At 46.0% G+C, this 17,466-nt stretch carries 18 protein-coding genes and 1 tRNA gene; 13 read left to right on the forward strand and 6 right to left on the reverse strand.

What is annotated here, in order from left to right:
• Positions 1-422: 422 nt before the first annotated feature.
• Positions 423-1,148: a hypothetical protein gene (locus QUB33_RS19705; RefSeq protein WP_006631881.1), complete on the reverse strand. Its 726-nt coding sequence runs from the start codon at positions 1,146-1,148 to the stop codon at positions 423-425.
• 149 nt (positions 1,149-1,297) lie between these two features.
• On the opposite strand from QUB33_RS19705, the gene QUB33_RS19710 reads away from it, so the two are divergent.
• The 7 genes from QUB33_RS19710 to QUB33_RS19740 all read left to right on the forward strand — a co-directional run bounded on the left by QUB33_RS19710 (position 1,298) and on the right by QUB33_RS19740 (position 6,512).
• The gene (locus QUB33_RS19710) at positions 1,298-1,474 is read left to right on the forward strand and encodes a hypothetical protein (protein ID WP_190739097.1); all 177 of its coding nucleotides are present in this window, start codon (positions 1,298-1,300) and stop codon (positions 1,472-1,474) included.
• Between the two features lie 190 nt (positions 1,475-1,664).
• Positions 1,665-2,216 (forward strand): GNAT family N-acetyltransferase, encoded by a 552-nt coding sequence (locus QUB33_RS19715; RefSeq protein WP_190656386.1) that lies wholly within the window; start codon positions 1,665-1,667, stop codon positions 2,214-2,216.
• 493 nt (positions 2,217-2,709) lie between these two features.
• A tRNA-Pro gene (locus QUB33_RS19720) sits at positions 2,710-2,783 on the forward strand.
• Positions 2,784-2,935: 152 nt separating this feature from the next.
• Positions 2,936-3,793, forward strand: a complete 858-nt coding sequence (locus QUB33_RS19725) for a Tic22 family protein (RefSeq protein ID WP_333352965.1) — start codon at positions 2,936-2,938, stop codon at positions 3,791-3,793.
• A gap of 140 nt (positions 3,794-3,933) precedes the next feature.
• A complete protein-coding gene (locus QUB33_RS19730) occupies positions 3,934-4,914 on the forward strand; it encodes a HemK/PrmC family methyltransferase (RefSeq protein ID WP_333352968.1) in 981 nt (326 codons plus the stop codon).
• Between the two features lie 46 nt (positions 4,915-4,960).
• Positions 4,961-5,551, forward strand: a complete 591-nt coding sequence (locus QUB33_RS19735; protein ID WP_333352971.1) for an L-threonylcarbamoyladenylate synthase — start codon at positions 4,961-4,963, stop codon at positions 5,549-5,551.
• A gap of 25 nt (positions 5,552-5,576) precedes the next feature.
• Complete coding sequence (locus QUB33_RS19740; protein WP_333352974.1) at positions 5,577-6,512, forward strand: sensor histidine kinase; 936 nt, start codon at positions 5,577-5,579, stop codon at positions 6,510-6,512.
• Positions 6,513-6,620: 108 nt separating this feature from the next.
• Here the strand turns inward: QUB33_RS19740 and QUB33_RS19745 are convergent, their stop codons facing one another.
• From QUB33_RS19745 to hemB, 3 genes are all read right to left on the reverse strand, one after another.
• Positions 6,621-7,808: an RNA-guided endonuclease TnpB family protein gene (locus QUB33_RS19745; protein WP_333352977.1), complete on the reverse strand. Its 1,188-nt coding sequence runs from the start codon at positions 7,806-7,808 to the stop codon at positions 6,621-6,623.
• Between the two features lie 203 nt (positions 7,809-8,011).
• Positions 8,012-8,500, reverse strand: coding sequence for a GNAT family N-acetyltransferase (locus QUB33_RS19750; protein WP_333352980.1), 489 nt, complete (start codon positions 8,498-8,500; stop codon positions 8,012-8,014).
• Positions 8,501-9,290: 790 nt separating this feature from the next.
• Positions 9,291-10,274 carry a porphobilinogen synthase gene (gene hemB / locus QUB33_RS19755; protein WP_333352983.1) on the reverse strand — a complete coding sequence of 328 codons (984 nt, stop codon included), beginning with the start codon at positions 10,272-10,274 and terminating at the stop codon, positions 9,291-9,293.
• 303 nt (positions 10,275-10,577) lie between these two features.
• Between hemB and QUB33_RS19760 the strand changes: the two genes are divergently transcribed.
• On the forward strand, positions 10,578-11,561 hold the full coding sequence (locus tag QUB33_RS19760; protein WP_333352986.1) for a DUF1517 domain-containing protein: 984 nt from the start codon (positions 10,578-10,580) through the stop codon (positions 11,559-11,561).
• Between the two features lie 331 nt (positions 11,562-11,892).
• The gene (locus tag QUB33_RS19765; RefSeq protein WP_333352989.1) at positions 11,893-12,447 is read left to right on the forward strand and encodes a cyclic nucleotide-binding domain-containing protein; all 555 of its coding nucleotides are present in this window, start codon (positions 11,893-11,895) and stop codon (positions 12,445-12,447) included.
• Between the two features lie 225 nt (positions 12,448-12,672).
• Here the strand turns inward: QUB33_RS19765 and QUB33_RS19770 are convergent, their stop codons facing one another.
• Complete coding sequence (locus QUB33_RS19770) at positions 12,673-13,119, reverse strand: hypothetical protein (RefSeq protein ID WP_333352992.1); 447 nt, start codon at positions 13,117-13,119, stop codon at positions 12,673-12,675.
• On the opposite strand from QUB33_RS19770, the gene QUB33_RS19775 reads away from it, so the two are divergent.
• Entirely contained in the window at positions 13,105-13,395 is a 291-nt protein-coding gene (locus tag QUB33_RS19775) for a hypothetical protein (protein ID WP_333352995.1), read from the forward strand. The two genes, QUB33_RS19770 and QUB33_RS19775, sit on opposite strands and share 15 nt — an antisense overlap.
• A 169-nt stretch (positions 13,396-13,564) precedes the next feature.
• Here QUB33_RS19775 and QUB33_RS19780 read toward each other — a convergent pair whose 3' ends face one another.
• Entirely contained in the window at positions 13,565-14,335 is a 771-nt protein-coding gene (locus tag QUB33_RS19780; protein ID WP_333352998.1) for a hypothetical protein, read from the reverse strand.
• A gap of 953 nt (positions 14,336-15,288) precedes the next feature.
• On the opposite strand from QUB33_RS19780, the gene QUB33_RS19785 reads away from it, so the two are divergent.
• The 3 genes from QUB33_RS19785 (at position 15,289) to QUB33_RS19795 (ending at position 17,410) form a co-directional block, all read left to right on the forward strand.
• The gene (locus tag QUB33_RS19785) at positions 15,289-15,987 is read left to right on the forward strand and encodes a class I SAM-dependent methyltransferase (RefSeq protein WP_333353001.1); all 699 of its coding nucleotides are present in this window, start codon (positions 15,289-15,291) and stop codon (positions 15,985-15,987) included.
• Between the two features lie 223 nt (positions 15,988-16,210).
• Positions 16,211-16,837: a 7-carboxy-7-deazaguanine synthase QueE gene (locus QUB33_RS19790; protein WP_333353005.1), complete on the forward strand. Its 627-nt coding sequence runs from the start codon at positions 16,211-16,213 to the stop codon at positions 16,835-16,837.
• Positions 16,838-16,990: 153 nt separating this feature from the next.
• A complete protein-coding gene (locus tag QUB33_RS19795; protein WP_333353008.1) occupies positions 16,991-17,410 on the forward strand; it encodes an aspartyl protease in 420 nt (139 codons plus the stop codon).
• Positions 17,411-17,466 lie beyond the last annotated feature (56 nt).

Raw genomic sequence — 17,466 nt, forward strand, 5'->3', positions numbered from 1 at the left:
CTATTAAAATATCACAAAAAGTGTGATAATTAAAAAATGTTTTAATCTGTTATTACTACTTGTATATTGTTAGTTTGCTATGATTTTTGGCTAATAATACGTAATTTTATGGAGCGCATTTTTGCGGAGATATGCGACTTTGGCGTGTAGTTTGGCGAGCTTATTTACTGCATTTATACGGTTACAACATCGGGCTTTACGACTCACCACGCGCTGTTTGCGCTTCAAGTTAAAGTACGCCATCAAACTTAAAAAGCTTGACAACATCGTTTTGGCGTGTCTCATGTTTATCAGAACCGCTATCTACACTCGTTTGTACGAACAATTTTGCCGAGCTTTTTATCCTATCTCACTGGACAACTTCTGCAAACAAATGTCTACTTATAGAAATCTAGTTATTTAGGGAGCATCGGCAGCTTGCCCTAAAATCGCTCGCCTAGCAATCTTTGTCGCACCCCCTCAGCGATTTTCTGACCCAGATACTCGGGAATTAAACTTTCATTGGGCCCCAACAAGTAGAGAATTAGGCGAGTTCGCCCCCGCCAAACCAGCAAATTAGCATTTACCACCAACAAATCCTCTTGCCAGATGGCATACATAACTTTGTAAAAAAGTCCAGGTTGATTATCTGCTTCAATCAACAAAGCTGGCAAGTGGAAAACCGGATCGACGTAGAATTCAGTTGCCACATCTTCCAAACCCGCGTCTAAATTAAATTCCACCGCCAACATCTCTTCAACCTCAAAATGTCCCGCCAAGGCCTCTCGAACCGCTCTACAGACGTTTTCTGCTGTTTTATCTGCCAGTACCTTGCCACCGCGAGATACGACCAATTTGATAAATACCAGCATGGGCGGGTAAATTTGACCGTACAGACTCAGACTGTGAATCGTCAGTCCGTAGGCGGCGAGCACTCCAAAAATATCGCTCAATAGAAAAGACTGGTTCCGGTAAGCAAAATGCAGGGCACTTTTGTTACCTTCGGCTCGGATTTCGATGACTGCTTGCCGAGTTTTGTAAAGCTGGTAAGCTAATTTGAGGTTTTGCAACTGGATTTCGCTGCTGACAAATTGCTCATAAAACTGCGGAAACGCTCGGTTAAAGCGTTTGAGAAGTTCTAGTGTAGATGGTTTTAAACCCGAAGCCATAATTGAGGAGAAGGTGCGGGAGATATACTAGGTATTGACTCTCCCATGCCTTATGGCAATGGGATTTTCGATTTGACGATTCGACTTAAATTGTCCCCGTCTTCTCACTAAAAGCAAAAGTCAAATCGGTCGGGGAACCGATCACAAGAATGTCACCGTTGCGTCATTCCAGTGGTATTTCCCACCAAGGGTATAAGTTCCGGCGCGATCGGCGGCACTCAAAAGAAGCAATTCCCAAAATGCCTCTGTCCTGGTTCGGCAACAAATTTTACCTTAAAAGCGGGTTGTCCGGACACTGGCTAGCAGAACAGTTCTACGAAACTTGACGAGAATCAAGAATCAAAAAAGGGCCGACCCAATGTTGGACGACAAATCCCTGTTTTCGGCGTAAGATGAGTGTACCGTAAACTGTTCCTCAAGAGGCTACCGGCAATTCATCCCACGCCGATCGGAGTGGGTTTATCTGTCGGGTTCTCTTTCTCGTCGTCCAACTTCTACTACCTTAACCGCGCCTGCATGGGTTTTTGGAAAAACTTATTTAGTAGTTCTGAGTCTGCCTCTGTACCCCAAACACCGGAAATTGAGGAAGATGTGGCTGTTGGGTTAGGCGATCCGCTTTCCCCAACGTTTCGCAAACCCGCCAGCGGCAACGCTCGCATCTTTTTCAGTTGCGATCGGGACATTGACCTCTACGAACTCGAAGAACTTTGTAATGCAGTGGGTTGGTCCCGCCGTCCCCTGCGTAAAGTCAAAAAAGCTATTCAGCACAGCTTCCTAGTCGTCTCTATGTGGGAGATGCGGGGCAGCCAGCGACGGCTGGTGGGTTTCGCCAGAGCGACTTCAGACCATGCTTTTAATGCCACGCTTTGGGATGTGGTAGTTCATCCCGACTACCAGGGCAAAGGCATGGGCAAGGCGCTGATGAAATACATCATTAAAAAACTCCGCAGTGAAGATATCAGCAACATTACCTTATTTGCTGACCCTCAGGTGGTGGATTTTTACCGCAATTTGGGCTTTATGTCCGATCCAGAGGGGATTAAAGGTATGTTTTGGTATCCTGATTAGCCCAGAGGTGCAGGTGGGCGTTGATTTGTTGAGGATATACAATACAATATTGACGCTGCCAACACCGAATGCACCTGTGCGCTGTGGTCAGTTAGGCTTTGATGTATCTCGGCACCAGCGCCGTTATGAAGTTGTGCAAGTATTGTCAGTCAATTTGAGATTTGAGACTGCGGCGTGAGACTTCGGCGAGCGCTCAGACCATCGGCGCTCAGTCGAGGGGTCAAGTCCCCGTCAGTCGAGTTGCCCTCAGTCGAAGGAACTATTTGAGATTTGAGATTTATTCCACAGATGAATCTGGGAGCTTGAACTAGGGTCTAAAATTGTGAGCAGCTCACCATAGCAGTCAGGGGCTGGTATCGGTTTTTGGGTGGGGTCAAACCGCACAACCTTAAAAAAACTTCGGCTTAGGTGCATCAAGAGCTAAATATTTAAAAAAGCTTGACAGGCAAGCGGTTTTGTGCGTTAATTGTTAGAGGTTAGCTAACTATAACACCGGGATGTAGCGCAGTTTGGTAGCGCGCCTGCTTTGGGAGCAGGATGTCGCAGGTTCAAATCCTGTCATCCCGATCGCACAATGTTAAATAATAGATTGAAGCAGAACTGTCTCAGATGTTTACATTTCGTCAAAATGAAAACAAATTGAGGCAGTTTTTGCCGATCGTGTTAAAGCGCCAGTCTTTGCGTTAATGTGTTTCAGGATCGCTCCTGATGGAAAAAACATGAAATCATTAGTTCGTTTGGGCGCAATATTGGGAATTGTCGGCAGCACTCTGCTGGGCCCTTCCCCAATTGGCAAGATGTCTGCACTGGCACTGCCGGAGCCGCAAATTTTGGAAAAATTGCGCTCGGTGCCGGTATTTACGATTACAGACGCTCAGGGTGCGCCCCTGATCGCTACTGTTCCCAAGCAGGGTCAGGGTCAAACTGGTAATGCTTCAGTGGCGGGAATTTTCATCAGCCAGAAAGATGCTCAAGCTTTTGTGGATCAATTGAAAACCAAAAATCCTCAGTTGGCGGCGTCGGTGCGCGTGATGCCGGTGTCGCTGGGGGAAATTTATCAGATCACTCAAGCAAATAAAGGCAAGCCGGAGGAGGTGCAATTTGCTTTCGTTCCGGCTCCGCAGCAGGTGCAGTCGGCTAAAACTGTACTTCAGCAGACTGGTCAACAAGTTAACGAGTTCAACGGTGTACCTCTGTTTTTGGCTAGAGGCGGCGCGGAAAATGGTTATTTGACGATTCAGCGGGGTCAACAAGAGGTGATTCCCTTGTTTTTTAACAAGGAGGATTTGCAGGGAATGGTCGATCGTTTTAAGCAGCAGCAGCCGAACGTGACTGCCACAATTAAGATTGAGGTGGTGAACTTGGAGAGCGTTTTGGAAGCTTTGCGTACTGAGAACGACCCGTTTTTGACCCAAATGATGTTGATTCCCTCGCGGGAGTCGCTGGAATTTGTGCGATCGCTCCAACCTGCCGGTGCGGGCCAAAATCCACAGGTTGCTCCGGCTCCAGCTCGGCCGGCTCCAGCTCCGGCTCCAGCTCCGGCTCCAGCTCCGGCTCCAGCTCGACAGAATCGCTAATAGTTAGCCAGCAGTCATCAGTCATTAGTCATCAGTTATCAGTCATTAATTAGTAGGTTGGGTTTCTCGACTCAACCTACTATTTACGAATTCGCAATTAACAATTAAAAATTAGCAATTAGCAATTATTACAAAGTCTTATGTTTGTTTCGGGTTTAGAGCTTTGGGAATGGGCGAATCAAGCTAAAACCGAGGCGAGATCCTCTGACATTCCCCTAGCAGAAATCGACTGGCTGCTGCAAGAGCTGGCTGGTTTGGATAGGTTGGCTCTGCGTTTGGAGTCGTTTAAAGATTTGCCAAAAATAGAATTAAAGTTGTCTTTATCGGAACTTGCTCAATTGTGGCAGCGGCGCTTACAGGAACGGGTGCCGGTGCAGTATTTAACGGGAGTTGCACATTGGCGGCATTTTTCGCTCAAAGTAACGCCGGCGGTGCTAATTCCGCGTCCTGAAACGGAATTGCTGATCGATTTGGCTGTAGAAGCTGTTAAAAGCCGTTTAGAAGCAGAAAATATCCATCAAAAATCTACCCCCCCCAACCTCCCCTTACTAAGGGGGAGAGAAGATTTAAACTTATCCGAGCTTCGGGGGGGAGAATTTGCCAAATCGCATTGGGTGGATTTGGGGACGGGCAGCGGGGCGATCGCGATCGGCTTGGCTTCGGCGTTGACAAATGCTACGGTTTATGCAGTAGATTGCAGTTCGGAAGCTTTGGCAGTTGCTCGACTGAATGCTGAGAATTTGGGTTTTGGATCACGAATTAATTTTTATCACGGTTTGTGGTGGGAACCCTTAACATTTCTTAAAGGTCGCGTTAGCGGCATGGTGTCTAACCCGCCTTACATTCCCAGCAGCACGGTACTGACTCTGCAACCGGAGGTTTTGAAGCACGAACCTCATCTGGCGTTAGACGGCGGTTTGGACGGGTTAGATTGCATCCGGCATTTGGTAGAAACTGCTCCCGATTATTTAGAATCCGGGGGAGTTTGGTTGGTGGAGATGATGGCGGGACAAGCTGAGGCGGTAGCTGATATGCTGCAAAGTCACGGGAGTTACGGTGAAGTTCAGATATTTTCTGATTTAGCAGGAATCGATCGGTTTGCCTTAGCCTACCGTCTTTAGGTTTCAAGAATATGCCGCAATTCTAAAATTTTAAATCTAAAATCTCATGACACAAGTTTCGATCGATGCCCTAGTTCAAGGGGCAATTTCTGGCAATCATATCGTCAGTTTTCCTACAGATACTGTACCCGCTTTGGCTGCGCGTCCCCATCGCTCGGAGTTGATTTTTGCAGCTAAACGTCGCAGTCAAGACAAACCGCTGATTTTGATGGCAGCATCCGCCCAGGCTTTGTGGCCCTACGTGCAGGGAAGTCCAGCAGAGTTAAACTTGTGGCAGCAAGTAGCCGAATCCTATTGGCCGGGGGCGTTAACTTTGGTGCTGCCGGCTTCGCCAAAAGTCCCGGCGGCGATGAATCCCATCGACCCAACTACAATCGGAGTACGAGTGCCTAACCTTCCCCTGGCCCTAAAGATTCTAGAGCAGACAGGCCCTTTGGCTACTACCAGTGCCAATTTATCCGGTCAGCCGCCTCTGGAGTCTGTGACAGAAATTGAGGCTCAGTTTCCCGAAGTCTTGACATTAGTTCCTTCTGAATTAACAGCGACAACAGCTTCGAGTTTGCCTTCCACTGTGGCTAAATGGAGTGGCAGCGATTGGGAAATCTTGCGACAAGGCACGATCGAGTTAGAATGCTAAAAGCTAAACTCCAAGGCAAAGCAATATGGCGCCGATCGGCTGGAGCGACTTTATATATTTAGGTATGGGACTGGGGCTGGGTTTGGGAAGCAGTTTCATTTGGCGCCTGCGGCAAAAAAGCTCGCAACAGCCCGAACCTGCGCCCAAAGTGGCACCTCCTCCTCAAGAAATTCACTTAGAGAAGTTTGATGCCCTTTCCGAGCAACTTAAGCAAACTCAATTGGCTTATCAGATGGCATCGGAGATGAGCCAATTTAAGGCGGGTTTTTTGGCTCGAACTTCTCACGAGTTGCGATCGCCCCTGAGCACTATGATTGGTACGCTGCAATTAATTCTCTCGGATTTGTGCGACGATCCTGCTGAGGAACGAGAGTTTGTCGAGCAAGCTCACGTCGCGGCACTCAAGCTGGTGAAATTAATAGATGAAATTATCTCTGTTGCCAAAACTGAACACGGCACTGAAAGGATGGATATTGAGCCGATTCAGTTAGCTAAGGTTCTTGACGAGGTTGATGATTTAACTTACTTGCAAGCTGCTAATCGCGGCATTCGTTTGGAGATATTGCCGCCAGATCCGGGGATTTATGTATTGGCAGATTTGCCGAGGTTTAGGCAAGTTTTAGTCAATTTGGTAGATACTGCTGTTGCTCAGATGGAGGAGGGGAGTATTTCTGTGTCTGCCCATGCTTCGCCGGAATCTGGATACGTTCACATTTGGGTGGACGATCAGCGTTCAGTGAGTGCTTGGAGCGAGTCTTGGGATTTGCTGAAGCACGATTTGGAGTGTGATGCTACTAAAAGCAGCGATAATTCTCAGGTTTCTTCTGGAATGAGGTTATTGATGAATCAGACTCTTTTAAGTTTGATGAGCGGAAAGTTGGAGGTTCTGGCTGTGCCTTCTGAGTCCGAAGAGTGCAATTTTAACCGGACTCAGTGTTCTATTCCTTTGGCAACTTTGTGATGGAGGAAGTTCGGCCACGAGCCATGTACGGGATGTAACGGAGGTGGGGAAGAGGTTCGAGGGAAGTTGACATCCACCCCGGCGTAAACGCACGGGGATTCCTAAGACTCACGACTTAGGTTTCTGCTTCCGTCCCCTAGGGGATTTCGCACCAGCCTTAACAGATTTACTCTGTTCAGGTCTTACGGTCGCTCCACAGACTGACACGGCAAGCCCTGCCGCCAAAATATTTTTTGCTGCGTTGATATCTCGGTCATGGTGAGTACCGCACTGAGGGCAATCCCATTCCCGAATATTCAACGGCATCTTTTCAACGATGTGTCCGCAATTGCCACACCGTTTTGAACTCGGAAACCATCGGTCAATCTTAATTAAAGTACGACCGTACCAATCGCACTTGTAGTCAAGTTGTCTGACTAATTCCCCCCAACTTGCATCACTTATAGCTAGAGCAAGTTTCCGGTTTTTGACCATATTATTCACAGCTAAGTCTTCTACGGCGATGGTTTGGTTTTCACGCACCAACCGCGTTGTTAACTTGTGAAGATTATCTTTCCTTGCATCACTGATTTCTTGATGCACTTTCGCTACTTTAAGCCGCGCTTTGTAACGGTTGTTTGACCCTTTTTGCTTGCGACTTAAAGATTTTTGCGCTCTTCTAAGCTTGCTATACTTTGCCTTGAATCCTTTGGGGTTGGCAATCTTTTCGCCAGTGCTTAGAGTGAGTAAGCTTGTAACTCCCAGGTCGATACCGACTTGATTATCTGTTTTGGGTAATGATTCAATTTCAACATCTACCAGCAGAGAAACTGACCACCTACCTGATGGTGCAAGCTTCACGCTTAAGATTGATGGTGTTGCACCATCAGGTAGTGTCCGGCTCCAGCGAATCGGTAACGCTTGTGTGCTTTTTGCTAGGTAAACTTGTCCATCTTTGAACTTGAATGCTGACTTGGTAAATTCTGCACTACCACCGTTGCGCTTCTTTTTGAAGTTAGGATATTTTGCCCGCCCATCAAAAAAGTTGGTATAAGCCGTTTGTAAATGTCTCAAACATTGTTGCAATGGTACACAGCTAACTTTGTTGAGAAAATCTAGTTCTTCGGTTTTCTTCCATTCGGTTAACATTGAAGAAGTCTCAGCATACCCTACCCGTTTCTGTTCTTTGTACCAAGCTTCAGTTCTTACTGCTAAAGCACGGTTATAGACCAGACGAGCACAACCCAAAGTACGTCGCAACAAACTTTCTTGTTCCGGCGTTGGGTAGAATCGATAGCTGAAGGCTTTTAGTGTCATGCTGACCTTAACTACGCTATTTCACATACTAGCACGTCTTGTGTGAAAGGGTCTACCTTAACAAAAATTCATGTAAAGCCGTCCTTTTAGGACGGGGTTTCAGACCCCTTTTTTTGATGAAAGAAGGAAATTATTTATAGGGAGTAAGGTGCGCCCTTACGCACCCTACATATTATAGATTTTGGTGCCAATCGGGTGATTATTTAACAATTAGCAGTTAGCAATTCGCCGTTGCTAATTTCTAATTCGATATTCTCTTCTAGAAGCTGATTTTCAAGTACCATTGTGGTGCTAGCGTTTTTCTGAAAACCGATGCGCTCGTAGAAGCTTTGTTTGTAAGTTGTCATCAGGTAAACTCGCTCTACTCGGCACATCCGAGGGTGACTCAAGACCGTTTGCACTAATTTACGGCCGAGTCCTGCACCTTGGTAATCCGGGTGAATGGCGACATCCCAGATGGTAGCTCGATAGATCCCATCTGAGGTTGCTCTGGCAAAGCCGATCGCGCGTGAGCCGTCCCAAACTGTAACAACTGGTTCGCTGTTGGCGATCGCAATTTCCCAATCTTCTATCTTGCGTTCCCTCGCCCAAAAGGCAGCGGCTTTAAATAGTTCTTGGATCTGTGCGATGTCTGCGCGATCGCGACCTATACAAAATTGAATGTGACTGGAATCCCTAGCCGTTGATGTCATGCTCAATCTTCCTTCAAGTTGTATCTAAACTGTGTTAATTTTACTGTCTTAGCGGGTATCGTTGATTTTGCTTGGGAACAATCAATGATTTAATTCCCGATTTACAAAACTATTTTTATTGATACATATTTTCTAACTTATTTCGGTGATTATTAATACTTTTTGGAGTAAACTTTGTAAAAAAGTCTGTGACTCAAAATTCCCAACTTATAATTCCTACTATTTGAGATTTTAGAGGCGAAGAACTGATTTGGTATGGGTTTAGAGTTCGCTTACAGAGAAACCAATTTTTTTGTAGTTACAGCCCACCTCACTGACAAAAACCCCGGTTTCTGAAAGTCTTAATACGTAAATGAAAGCTTAGTATATGGGGTAATGGCTCAGAAATCATCTATCGATCGAGAGAGGTGTTGACTCCACGGGAACACCCGAAGATTGTGCTTCGGTGATTATTAATACTTTTTGGGATAAATTTTGTAAAAAAGTCTTTGACTCAAAATTCCCAACTTATAATTCCTACCATTTGAGAGTTGAGATTTTAGAGGCGAAGGACTGATTTGGTATGGGTTTAGAGTTCGCTTACAGAGAAACCAATTTTTTTGTAGTTACAGCTCACCGCTCTGACCAAAAACTCGGTTTCTAAAAGTCTTGATGCGTAGGTAAGAGCTTAATATATGTCGTAATGACTCAAAAATCATCTATCGATCGAGAGAGGTGTTGACTCCACGGGAACACCCGAATATTGTGCTGTGGAGTCAATTCTCTAACGTCTAATCTCAAATCGAGTGAATCAGTTTTTCAGCCAGCGGGCGGCGTCTTTGGCGTGATAAGTCAAAATCAAATCAGTACCAGCACGCTTGAATCCTGTCAAAGTTTCCATCACTACTCTTTCTTCATCTATCCAACCGTTGAGGGCGGCGGCTTTCACCATCGCATATTCCCCAGAAACGTTGTAAGCAGCAACTGGCAGGTTAGTTGCTTCTTTCACGCGCCAGATGATGTCCATGTAAGCTAAAGCGGGTTTAACCATGAGCATATCTGCGCCTTCGGCAATGTCGAGAGCAATTTCTTTAAGAGCTTCGCGGCCGTTTCCCGGGTCCATTTGATAGGTGCGCCGATCGCCAAATTGTGGAGCAGAATCCGCCGCATCCCGGAACGGGCCATAATAAGCTGAGGCGTATTTTGCCGCGTAAGACATGATGGGAATATCTTCAAATCCAGCGGAGTCCAATCCTTGGCGAATTGCTCCGACAAAACCGTCCATCATGCCCGAAGGGGCGATAATATCTGCACCGGCATTAGCTTGAGCAACGGCGGTTTTCTTGAGCAATTCTAGTGTCGGATCGTTCAAGACGCGGCCACTTAGATCTCCGACTTCCAAATAGCCGCAGTGACCGTGACTGGTATATTCGCACAGACAAGTATCGACCATGACGATTAAATCTGGTACGGCTTTTTTAACTGCTTCCGTCGCTTGTTGGACGATGCCGCAGTCGTGCCAAGCACCTGTCGCGTCTGTATCTTTGTCTGCGGGAATGCCGAATAAAATAATCGCGGGAATGCCGAGGTCGTAGACTTCTTTTGCTTCTTCTACTATTTTGTCTACCGATAGCTGGTAGACTCCGGGCATCGATGTGACTTCTTTAGCAAAAGCTTCCCCCGGTACGGCAAATAGGGGGTAAATTAAATCGCTCGTTGTCAAGATATTTTCCCGTACCATCCGGCGGAGTTGGGGATGGTTGCGGAGGCGGCGGGGGCGGTGAGTTGGAAACATAATGTTTTTTTTACGGTAGATAAAGCCCTGCTTTCTAGGACTCGCGGCGTTTCTTTAAAAGTCTAGAGCTTATTGTTGGCCGATCGCCCTTTACATAAGTAAACTTCTGTAAAACCCGCGATGGTCATTGTTCGTAGTCAGGAATGCAAGTCATTTCGAGCCTTTCCCGTTCCCAGACACAGCCATAACGGTGCTTCTTGGATCGGTTGGTACGGATATCTCGCTGGCTTCATACCTATAACCAGGCTGCCCAGAAGCGAGGATAGACTGTAAATTATAAATGTATCGAATAGTAACGGTCTTATGTACAAGCAACTAATTTCAAAGATGAAACCCCTTTTGAAACCACTATTCGCGATCGGTCTGGTACTGACGCTAGCCCTCGGTAACGCTGACGGAGCTCTGGCGGCCCGCAGCGGAGGACGCATCGGCGGCGGATCTTTTAGTGCTCCGGCGCGCAGTTACTCGTCTCCTAGTCGCACTTACGCGCCTTCGGGAGGCGGTTACTACCCGGGCGGCGGCTTTGGCGGCGGCTTCGGTTTCCCGTTCTTGCTGCCGTTTTTTGGCTTTGGGGGCGGGTTTGGCGGCCTGTTCTCGATTTTGATTTTTATCTCGATCGCTAATTTCCTCGTCCAAAGCTTCCGCCGCGCCGGGGGCGGAACTGACGAACTGGGCAACAGCGCCCCCACTACTACCGTATCTGTAGCCCGCTTGCAAGTTGGTTTGCTAGCAGAGGCGCGCGGTTTGCAAGCCGAACTCGACTCCCTAGCGCGAAAAGCGGATACCGATACAGCGACAGGTCGCGCTCAAGTGCTGCAAGAATCTACTCTGGCGCTGCTGCGGCATCCTGAATACTGGGTTTACGCGGGCGCTGAATCTGTGCAAACTCGCTTAGAAGCAGCCGAAGCTAAGTTTAATCAACTTTCTTTGGCCGAACGCAGTAAATTTACTGAAGAAACGCTCTCGAATTATAACAATCAGCTCCGGCAAGCAGGGAGCAGCAATATCCTGCCAGGTTTGCAAGAAAATGGGGCGCTGGTTGCTTCTGATGTGAATTCAGCTCCCGGGGAATTTATTGTGGTGACGGTGATTGTCGGTACTCAAGGCAAATTGCAATTGCCAGCCGTGAAAAACTCTGAAGATTTGCGCCAAGCTTTGCGTCAGATTGGGGGAGTATCGAGTGAGCAGTTGCTGGCGGTTGAGGTGCTGTGGACTCCTCAAGCCAACGGGGACACTCTGACCGCTGACGATATGTTGGCTGGCTATCCTGATTTGCGATCGATTTAGTGAGCAAGACTGGGCGCGGAGCGTTGTCTGCCGCGCCCCATCCCGCAGCCAAGCTGGGCGGGTGAACCCAATTGGTTTTGAGACGCGAATTTTACACGAGTTTTCTAAGGTCGATCGAGTTAAAGAAGATTGTTTAACAAATGCTAGTATTGAGAGATTATCATTCAGCCTGATTCATCTGCTACGGGCCAAGCCTGCCTGAGATGGGTTTTGCGAAGAAGTTAGGCAGGATAAAAAAAACTGTATTGAGCGAGGACTGCTTCGGAAGAAGTTGCGACCGCGCGCCATCTAAATTATATATGAAAGAAGAAGCGATCGAGAGCTAAAACTTATGGCCGACAGCAGCAGAAAAAAAGCACTTTTTATTTTGAGCCAGTTAAATAATGACGATATCAACTGGATCGTCCAAAAAGGCAAAAAGGAAGTTCTCGATCCAGGCGGGATTTTGATCCATGAAGGGAGACAGATAGATGCGCTCTACATTGTTTTGAAGGGGAGTTTGAGCGTTTTAATCGAGGCTGAGGGGACTAGAGAACTCGCTAAAATAACCAGCGGAGAATTGGTGGGAGAAGTCTCTTTCATTGACGCTCGCCCTCCTTTGGCAACGGTGAAGGCGATCGAAGAAACTCACTTGCTGGCAATTCCTAGGCGGCAGTTAGTAATCAAACTTCAAAACGATATGGGCTTTGCTTCCCGGTTTTATTATGGAATTTCACTGTGTCTGGCAGACAGGATGCGCGGTACGATAAGACATATAGAATACGGTCGCAATATTGAATTAGATCAACCCGAATTTGAACGAGAGGATATCAATCCTAACGTCCTGGAAAATTTGGCGCTAGCTGAGGCTAAGTTTAATTGGCTGAGAGAAAATGTTAAAGCTTGAGGAATTTTAAGGCTTTTTTGACCTGGGTGTGAAAACTTGCCGATTGATACGGTAATTGAGAGATGTACGATGTAACTTCTCAACTCAAAAAAACGACGTGCAAAACACAACACGGGCGGGTTGTACCGGAAATATCGAGCAATAACTGCCGGAACTATAAAAACCCGCCCCTTGGGTTTGCAGTTGCAACCTCGCGCGCTGAAATGCAACTACCAACCACACAATCTAGATAATGCCCGGCCCTTTGCCGCGGGTGTCTGCATCCATTGTCAGTTTTCCTTCCTCGCCTTTTTTATCTTTGACTTCTGCGAGAATTCGAGCGCGTTCTGCTGCTTCAGCTTCCTCTTTTTCTCTCAAATCGCCCGGTTCGTTGATGTACATTTCCGGTTCGATCGCGTAATTGTTAACCAGACCTTCTTTGTCTACTGTATAACCGTCTGTGGTGTGAATGCTTTCGTCATCGGTTTGGTCATCAGTTTTTGCACTTTTCTGCTTCCCTTCGGTGGTTGTGTGCATGAAGTTAGCGCCTTCGCGTTCTTGCCGCGCTGCTGTCTCCGCAGGAGTAATGCCCCTGTCGTAGTGGGGGGCTTCCATATTACCTTCGATTTGTTCGTCGGCGGGTGTTGATTTGCTAACTTCTTCTTTGGGGGGTATTGGTTGGCGATTAGTCATGATTTATTCCTGAGTTATCTTTTCAAAAAGGTCTTTGGCTTATGTTTAAATATTAATCCAAAGCTAGCTCATTCACAAACTATCTTTGGTTATACTTGGCAAGAAGTTGCTGTCCTAGCAGATATTGAAGGAAGAAGGAAGAAGGAAGAAGGTTTTAGTTATCTAGGAGAGAAGGAAAAAGCAATCTTCCGCAAGGGTTTCAGCATTAAGAACGTCCTAACCGTCAGGGCGGTTGCTATATTAAAAATATATTTATTGAGTCTTCCTCAAGACTGATAAAATTTTCTCTTCCTTAAGGTTTTTAAACTCAGTGAGAATTTAACATCTATCTAAAGATAGATAATTGCAAATTGGAACTTGAGAATTGGTAATTGGGAGAAGGACTAATGACTAATCACTAATGAGAAATGGCTCCTCACTAATGACTAATCACTAATGACTTCTTTTATGCTTCTTTATAGAAGCGGATGATTTCGCGGACATGGTTGAGAAATTGTCCGTCATCGGTGAGTTGGGCGATCGCACTTTCTGCATCTCTTCTCAGTTTAGTGTGTTCTGCCTGATTTGTCGCTTGCAAAGATTGTAGAGATGCGGATAAAGTAGTTACTTCTCTTCTGATAGCTTCCCGTTCCCGATTTTGGACAGCCACCCACGAATTCGGATTGTCTGAACTTAATTGATTGCTCAACTCTCTAACTGTAGATTCTAACTTTCCAAAGCGGCTGCGGAGTTCGACAATATCTTCGCGGGGGTGCAAAAATTGGCTGCGGATAGTTGTCAGGCGTTGGGCTAAATACTGATAACCTCGGATAGCTGGACGCAGTACAGTTAACAGCAGTGCAGCAGCGGAACTGAGATAGCCAATAGCACTAATTCCGGCGGCGGCTAGGCCGTAAAGTGCGATCGCGCTAAACAGGTGAAGTGCGATCGCCGCAAAGAGCGATCGGCTAACTAATACAGTAACGTATTGGAGTTGTTCCCGATCGACAGCAATGTTTTTTTTAGTCGATTCTGCGGCTTGCGCTAAAACTTCTTTAGCTTCAAAATGGATATTCCAGGGAACTGTAACTATCAGCAACAGCCATTCAAAAATAGCAATGGCAATTACCCAATCAATAAAACTGCCGGCGGAAACGTGCAGCCATTGCAGAATGGCAAAAACTAGCAGCAAAAATATGCCTGTGACGGCACCAAAACCTGCGAAAGTGTAGTACATAGCGATGCCTTGGTGGAATGTTGTTTTGATTGTGGGTAGGTGCTTTAGGTCTGGAGTAATAAACTGTGACAGTTAAGTGAGCGTCCTATTAATCCCGGTTCATTAGTTATGAGTAACAATGCAAGCCAAGGGTTGCAAGCCACCTATTTTTTCCCACAAATACTTGCTTTACCTCAATCGTGGAAGGTAATTGAGATTTGCGGTAGGTTGTTTAGGTATGGATTCATAAGGTGTGACAGTTAAGAAATCGTCCTATTGAACCCTGTTTATTAGTGATGAGTAATACTCCGGGAGACAAGGGTTTCCAGACGCCTGGTTTGTTCCAAGAACCTACACGGGCTTGAAGGCATCCCTAATAGTTAAATGAAACGGTTTGCTGGTTTGGGAGTGCGTAAGTCCTCAATAATTACTTATTGGCGATTAAGTAGAGCCACACAAAAAAACTTGACAGTGTAACAAAATGTAAACGAATCACAACCTCTGGGATTGCTTCATTGAACTGGCAATGACATACTTATGTTTTTCGCAGTTCGTCTACTTCGCGATCGGGATGAAGTCACTTTTTCCCCGACTCATATCATTTGAGATTTATTTCAAATTTGAGATGGCAATAGCTTATTATGTATGACTTTGCAGCTTGTGTAGAGTTGCATTCATTTTTTGAACTGCTATCACTAACGGCGTTACACGCTGCTAGCAACCCAGCTATCTCAAAACGCTCCCTTCTATCCATTTTTATTTTCCATAGGTGCTAAATCACCTGTGGCTGAGATAAACTGATTTGCAAGTAGAGCGCGCGTTTTGCAAGTTGCCTCTGTGTAACCGAGACACTGCTACTGCAACCTGTCATCAGCCACAGCAAAATAGGTGCCAAAATTAACTCTACAGTCTCCGATTTCCATTAACTGCGCGTCTACAATCTCAAATCAAAAGTCAGCAGCAAGGACAAACCTATGGCGAACTCAACTCTTGGCTTAGAAAATCAACTTTACGATTATCTGTTATCTATTTCTCTGCGGGAACCCGATATTCTCGCTTCACTACGGGAAGAAACTGCTAAGCATCCTATGGGTATGATGCAGATAGCTCCCGAACAAGGTCAGTTTATGGAGCTCATGGTGCAGCTTATGGGAGCGACCAAAACCTTAGAAATTGGCGTTTTTACTGGTTATAGCTCGCTGTGCGTAGCTTTGGCGCTGCCTTCAGACGGTCAAATTATTGCCTGCGATGTCAGCGAGGAATATACTGCGATCGCGCGACGGTATTGGGAAGCTGCAGGCGTTGCTAATAAGATTTCTTTGCAGTTGGGCCCAGCAATAAATACTCTCGACAAACTAATAGCCGAGGGACAAGCTGGAACCTTTGATTTTGCCTTCATCGACGCCGATAAAGAAAATTATGAGGCTTATTTTGAGCGATCGCTCCAACTTGTACGCAATGGGGGTTTAATTGTAATTGACAATGTTCTGTGGTCAGGACGAGTTGCTGACCCTCAAGTACAAGACGAAAGTACCACCGCCATTCGTACTTTTAACAACAAATTGCGTAACGATCCCAGAGTTACTCTCAGTGTTGTCCCCATTGCTGACGGGCTGACTTTGGCATTGAAACGCCGCTGGGCTACTATGATGGAACCTGAACAGGATAATTAAAGAGTTATTTGCGGTTTGTGGTGGATTTCTAAAGACTTATAGAAAAGCTATGAAGAAACCGGATTTCTGAGTCAAGCTTCTGGGATAAAAGGGATATTTTATTTTCAGAAACCCCGTTTGTGCGTTCAGGACTGTTTTTATTTGCTGCAAACCGTGAAGGAATAACAATTTAAGAATATTCTATTTAAACAACGTAATTTTTTGATTTGAGGCGTAACTTCGGGTGTCTAATTTACAACTAAAATTACCAATTCACGAAACTTTTCAATGTACTGTTCAAGGCGAAGGCTACTGGACGGGCACTTTAGTTGATTTTATCAGATTGGCCGGTTGCCCTGTGCGGTGTCCTTGGTGTGACACGGGTTACGAAAATGGGGGCAAAGGTTTGCCGTCTGTGCCGCAGTCGATCGCACAATTGCTCGCTCAATTGCAATCTCCGAGGGTAGTCATTACTGGCGGCGAACCTTTCATTCACCGCGATTTGCCTGAGTTAGTTGAAGCTTTGTCAGAAGCTGACAAGCAGGTGAGTATTGAAACTTCGGGTGCTTGCTGGCAGGATGTTTCCCCGCAGGCTTGGATTACTCTTTCTCCGAAGGAGCACGTCAATCCTAAATATCCGGTGCAAGAGCTTTTTTGGACTAGAGCAAATGAAATTAAGTTAGTGATTAGCACTGGCGAAGAAGTTGAATTTTATCACAAGCATTTGGAAAATAATGTGAATATTCCGGTTTTCTTGCAACCAGAATGGAACTCCCAAAAATCCGCGATTCCCATTATTTTGGAGTTGCTGAAACAAAATCCTAGTTACAGGCTATCTTTGCAAACTCACAAGTTTATTGGGGTGCAATAATTTGATGATTTAGCGAGATTTATTCGTCAGGCCTGCGGTGCAGAATGCGGAGTGCATCGCCTACAATCGGTGGAAATATATGCTATAATTAAAACAGGAATTTATGGTAATTTGAACGTAAGGGAAACAACTACGGAAACCCCAAGGGGAAAAGTGATCGCAACCATAGTAATTACCAATCGGGTGGATGAAGGGAAAGCGGAAGATGGTCTGATTCCAATCGAGCAAGTCAGGTCTGTTACTCTAAAAAATGTTTTGGTGAATACGGGCGCGACTACTTTCTGTTTGCCTAAATATGTCATTGCCAGACTGGGTTTGCAAATCCTCAAGCAAGTAGTTGTGGAAACAGCCACGGGCATTAGTGAGGCGAGGATTTTTGGGGATGCTTCGATTTCGCTGTGCGGGCGCGAAGGGACTTTTGAGTGTTTGGAATTGTCCGAGGGGAAAATGCCACTTTTAGGCGTGATTCCGATGGAAGCGCTGGGAATTGAAGTGGATTTGAAGCGTCAAAGTTTGAAGGTTTTGCCCGACGGGCCGACGGAAACTTATTTAACAATTCTTGGATATTCTTGAGTTTGGATGCCAGCTATTCGATCGGCAGCGCTAAGATGGTTAAGCACTGTTTTGCA

It is taken from the genome of Microcoleus sp. B3-A4 (assembly GCF_036705385.1).
GTDB lineage: Bacteria > Cyanobacteriota > Cyanobacteriia > Cyanobacteriales > Microcoleaceae > Microcoleus.

Bases quoted from the DNA above. Each gene is read 5' to 3' on its own strand.
- QUB33_RS19705 (WP_006631881.1), bottom strand. From the start codon at position 1,148: ATGGCTTCGGGTTTAAAACCATCTACACTAGAACTTCTCAAACGCTTT.
- QUB33_RS19710 (WP_190739097.1), top strand. From the start codon at position 1,298: ATGTCACCGTTGCGTCATTCCAGTGGTATTTCCCACCAAGGGTATAAG.
- QUB33_RS19715 (WP_190656386.1), top strand. From the start codon at position 1,665: ATGGGTTTTTGGAAAAACTTATTTAGTAGTTCTGAGTCTGCCTCTGTA.
- QUB33_RS19725 (WP_333352965.1), top strand. From the start codon at position 2,936: ATGAAATCATTAGTTCGTTTGGGCGCAATATTGGGAATTGTCGGCAGC.
- QUB33_RS19730 (WP_333352968.1), top strand. From the start codon at position 3,934: ATGTTTGTTTCGGGTTTAGAGCTTTGGGAATGGGCGAATCAAGCTAAA.
- QUB33_RS19735 (WP_333352971.1), top strand. From the start codon at position 4,961: ATGACACAAGTTTCGATCGATGCCCTAGTTCAAGGGGCAATTTCTGGC.
- QUB33_RS19740 (WP_333352974.1), top strand. From the start codon at position 5,577: ATGGCGCCGATCGGCTGGAGCGACTTTATATATTTAGGTATGGGACTG.
- QUB33_RS19745 (WP_333352977.1), bottom strand. From the start codon at position 7,808: ATGACACTAAAAGCCTTCAGCTATCGATTCTACCCAACGCCGGAACAA.
- QUB33_RS19750 (WP_333352980.1), bottom strand. From the start codon at position 8,500: ATGACATCAACGGCTAGGGATTCCAGTCACATTCAATTTTGTATAGGT.
- hemB (WP_333352983.1), bottom strand. From the start codon at position 10,274: ATGTTTCCAACTCACCGCCCCCGCCGCCTCCGCAACCATCCCCAACTC.
- QUB33_RS19760 (WP_333352986.1), top strand. From the start codon at position 10,578: ATGTACAAGCAACTAATTTCAAAGATGAAACCCCTTTTGAAACCACTA.
- QUB33_RS19765 (WP_333352989.1), top strand. From the start codon at position 11,893: ATGGCCGACAGCAGCAGAAAAAAAGCACTTTTTATTTTGAGCCAGTTA.
- QUB33_RS19770 (WP_333352992.1), bottom strand. From the start codon at position 13,119: ATGACTAATCGCCAACCAATACCCCCCAAAGAAGAAGTTAGCAAATCA.
- QUB33_RS19780 (WP_333352998.1), bottom strand. From the start codon at position 14,335: ATGTACTACACTTTCGCAGGTTTTGGTGCCGTCACAGGCATATTTTTG.
- QUB33_RS19785 (WP_333353001.1), top strand. From the start codon at position 15,289: ATGGCGAACTCAACTCTTGGCTTAGAAAATCAACTTTACGATTATCTG.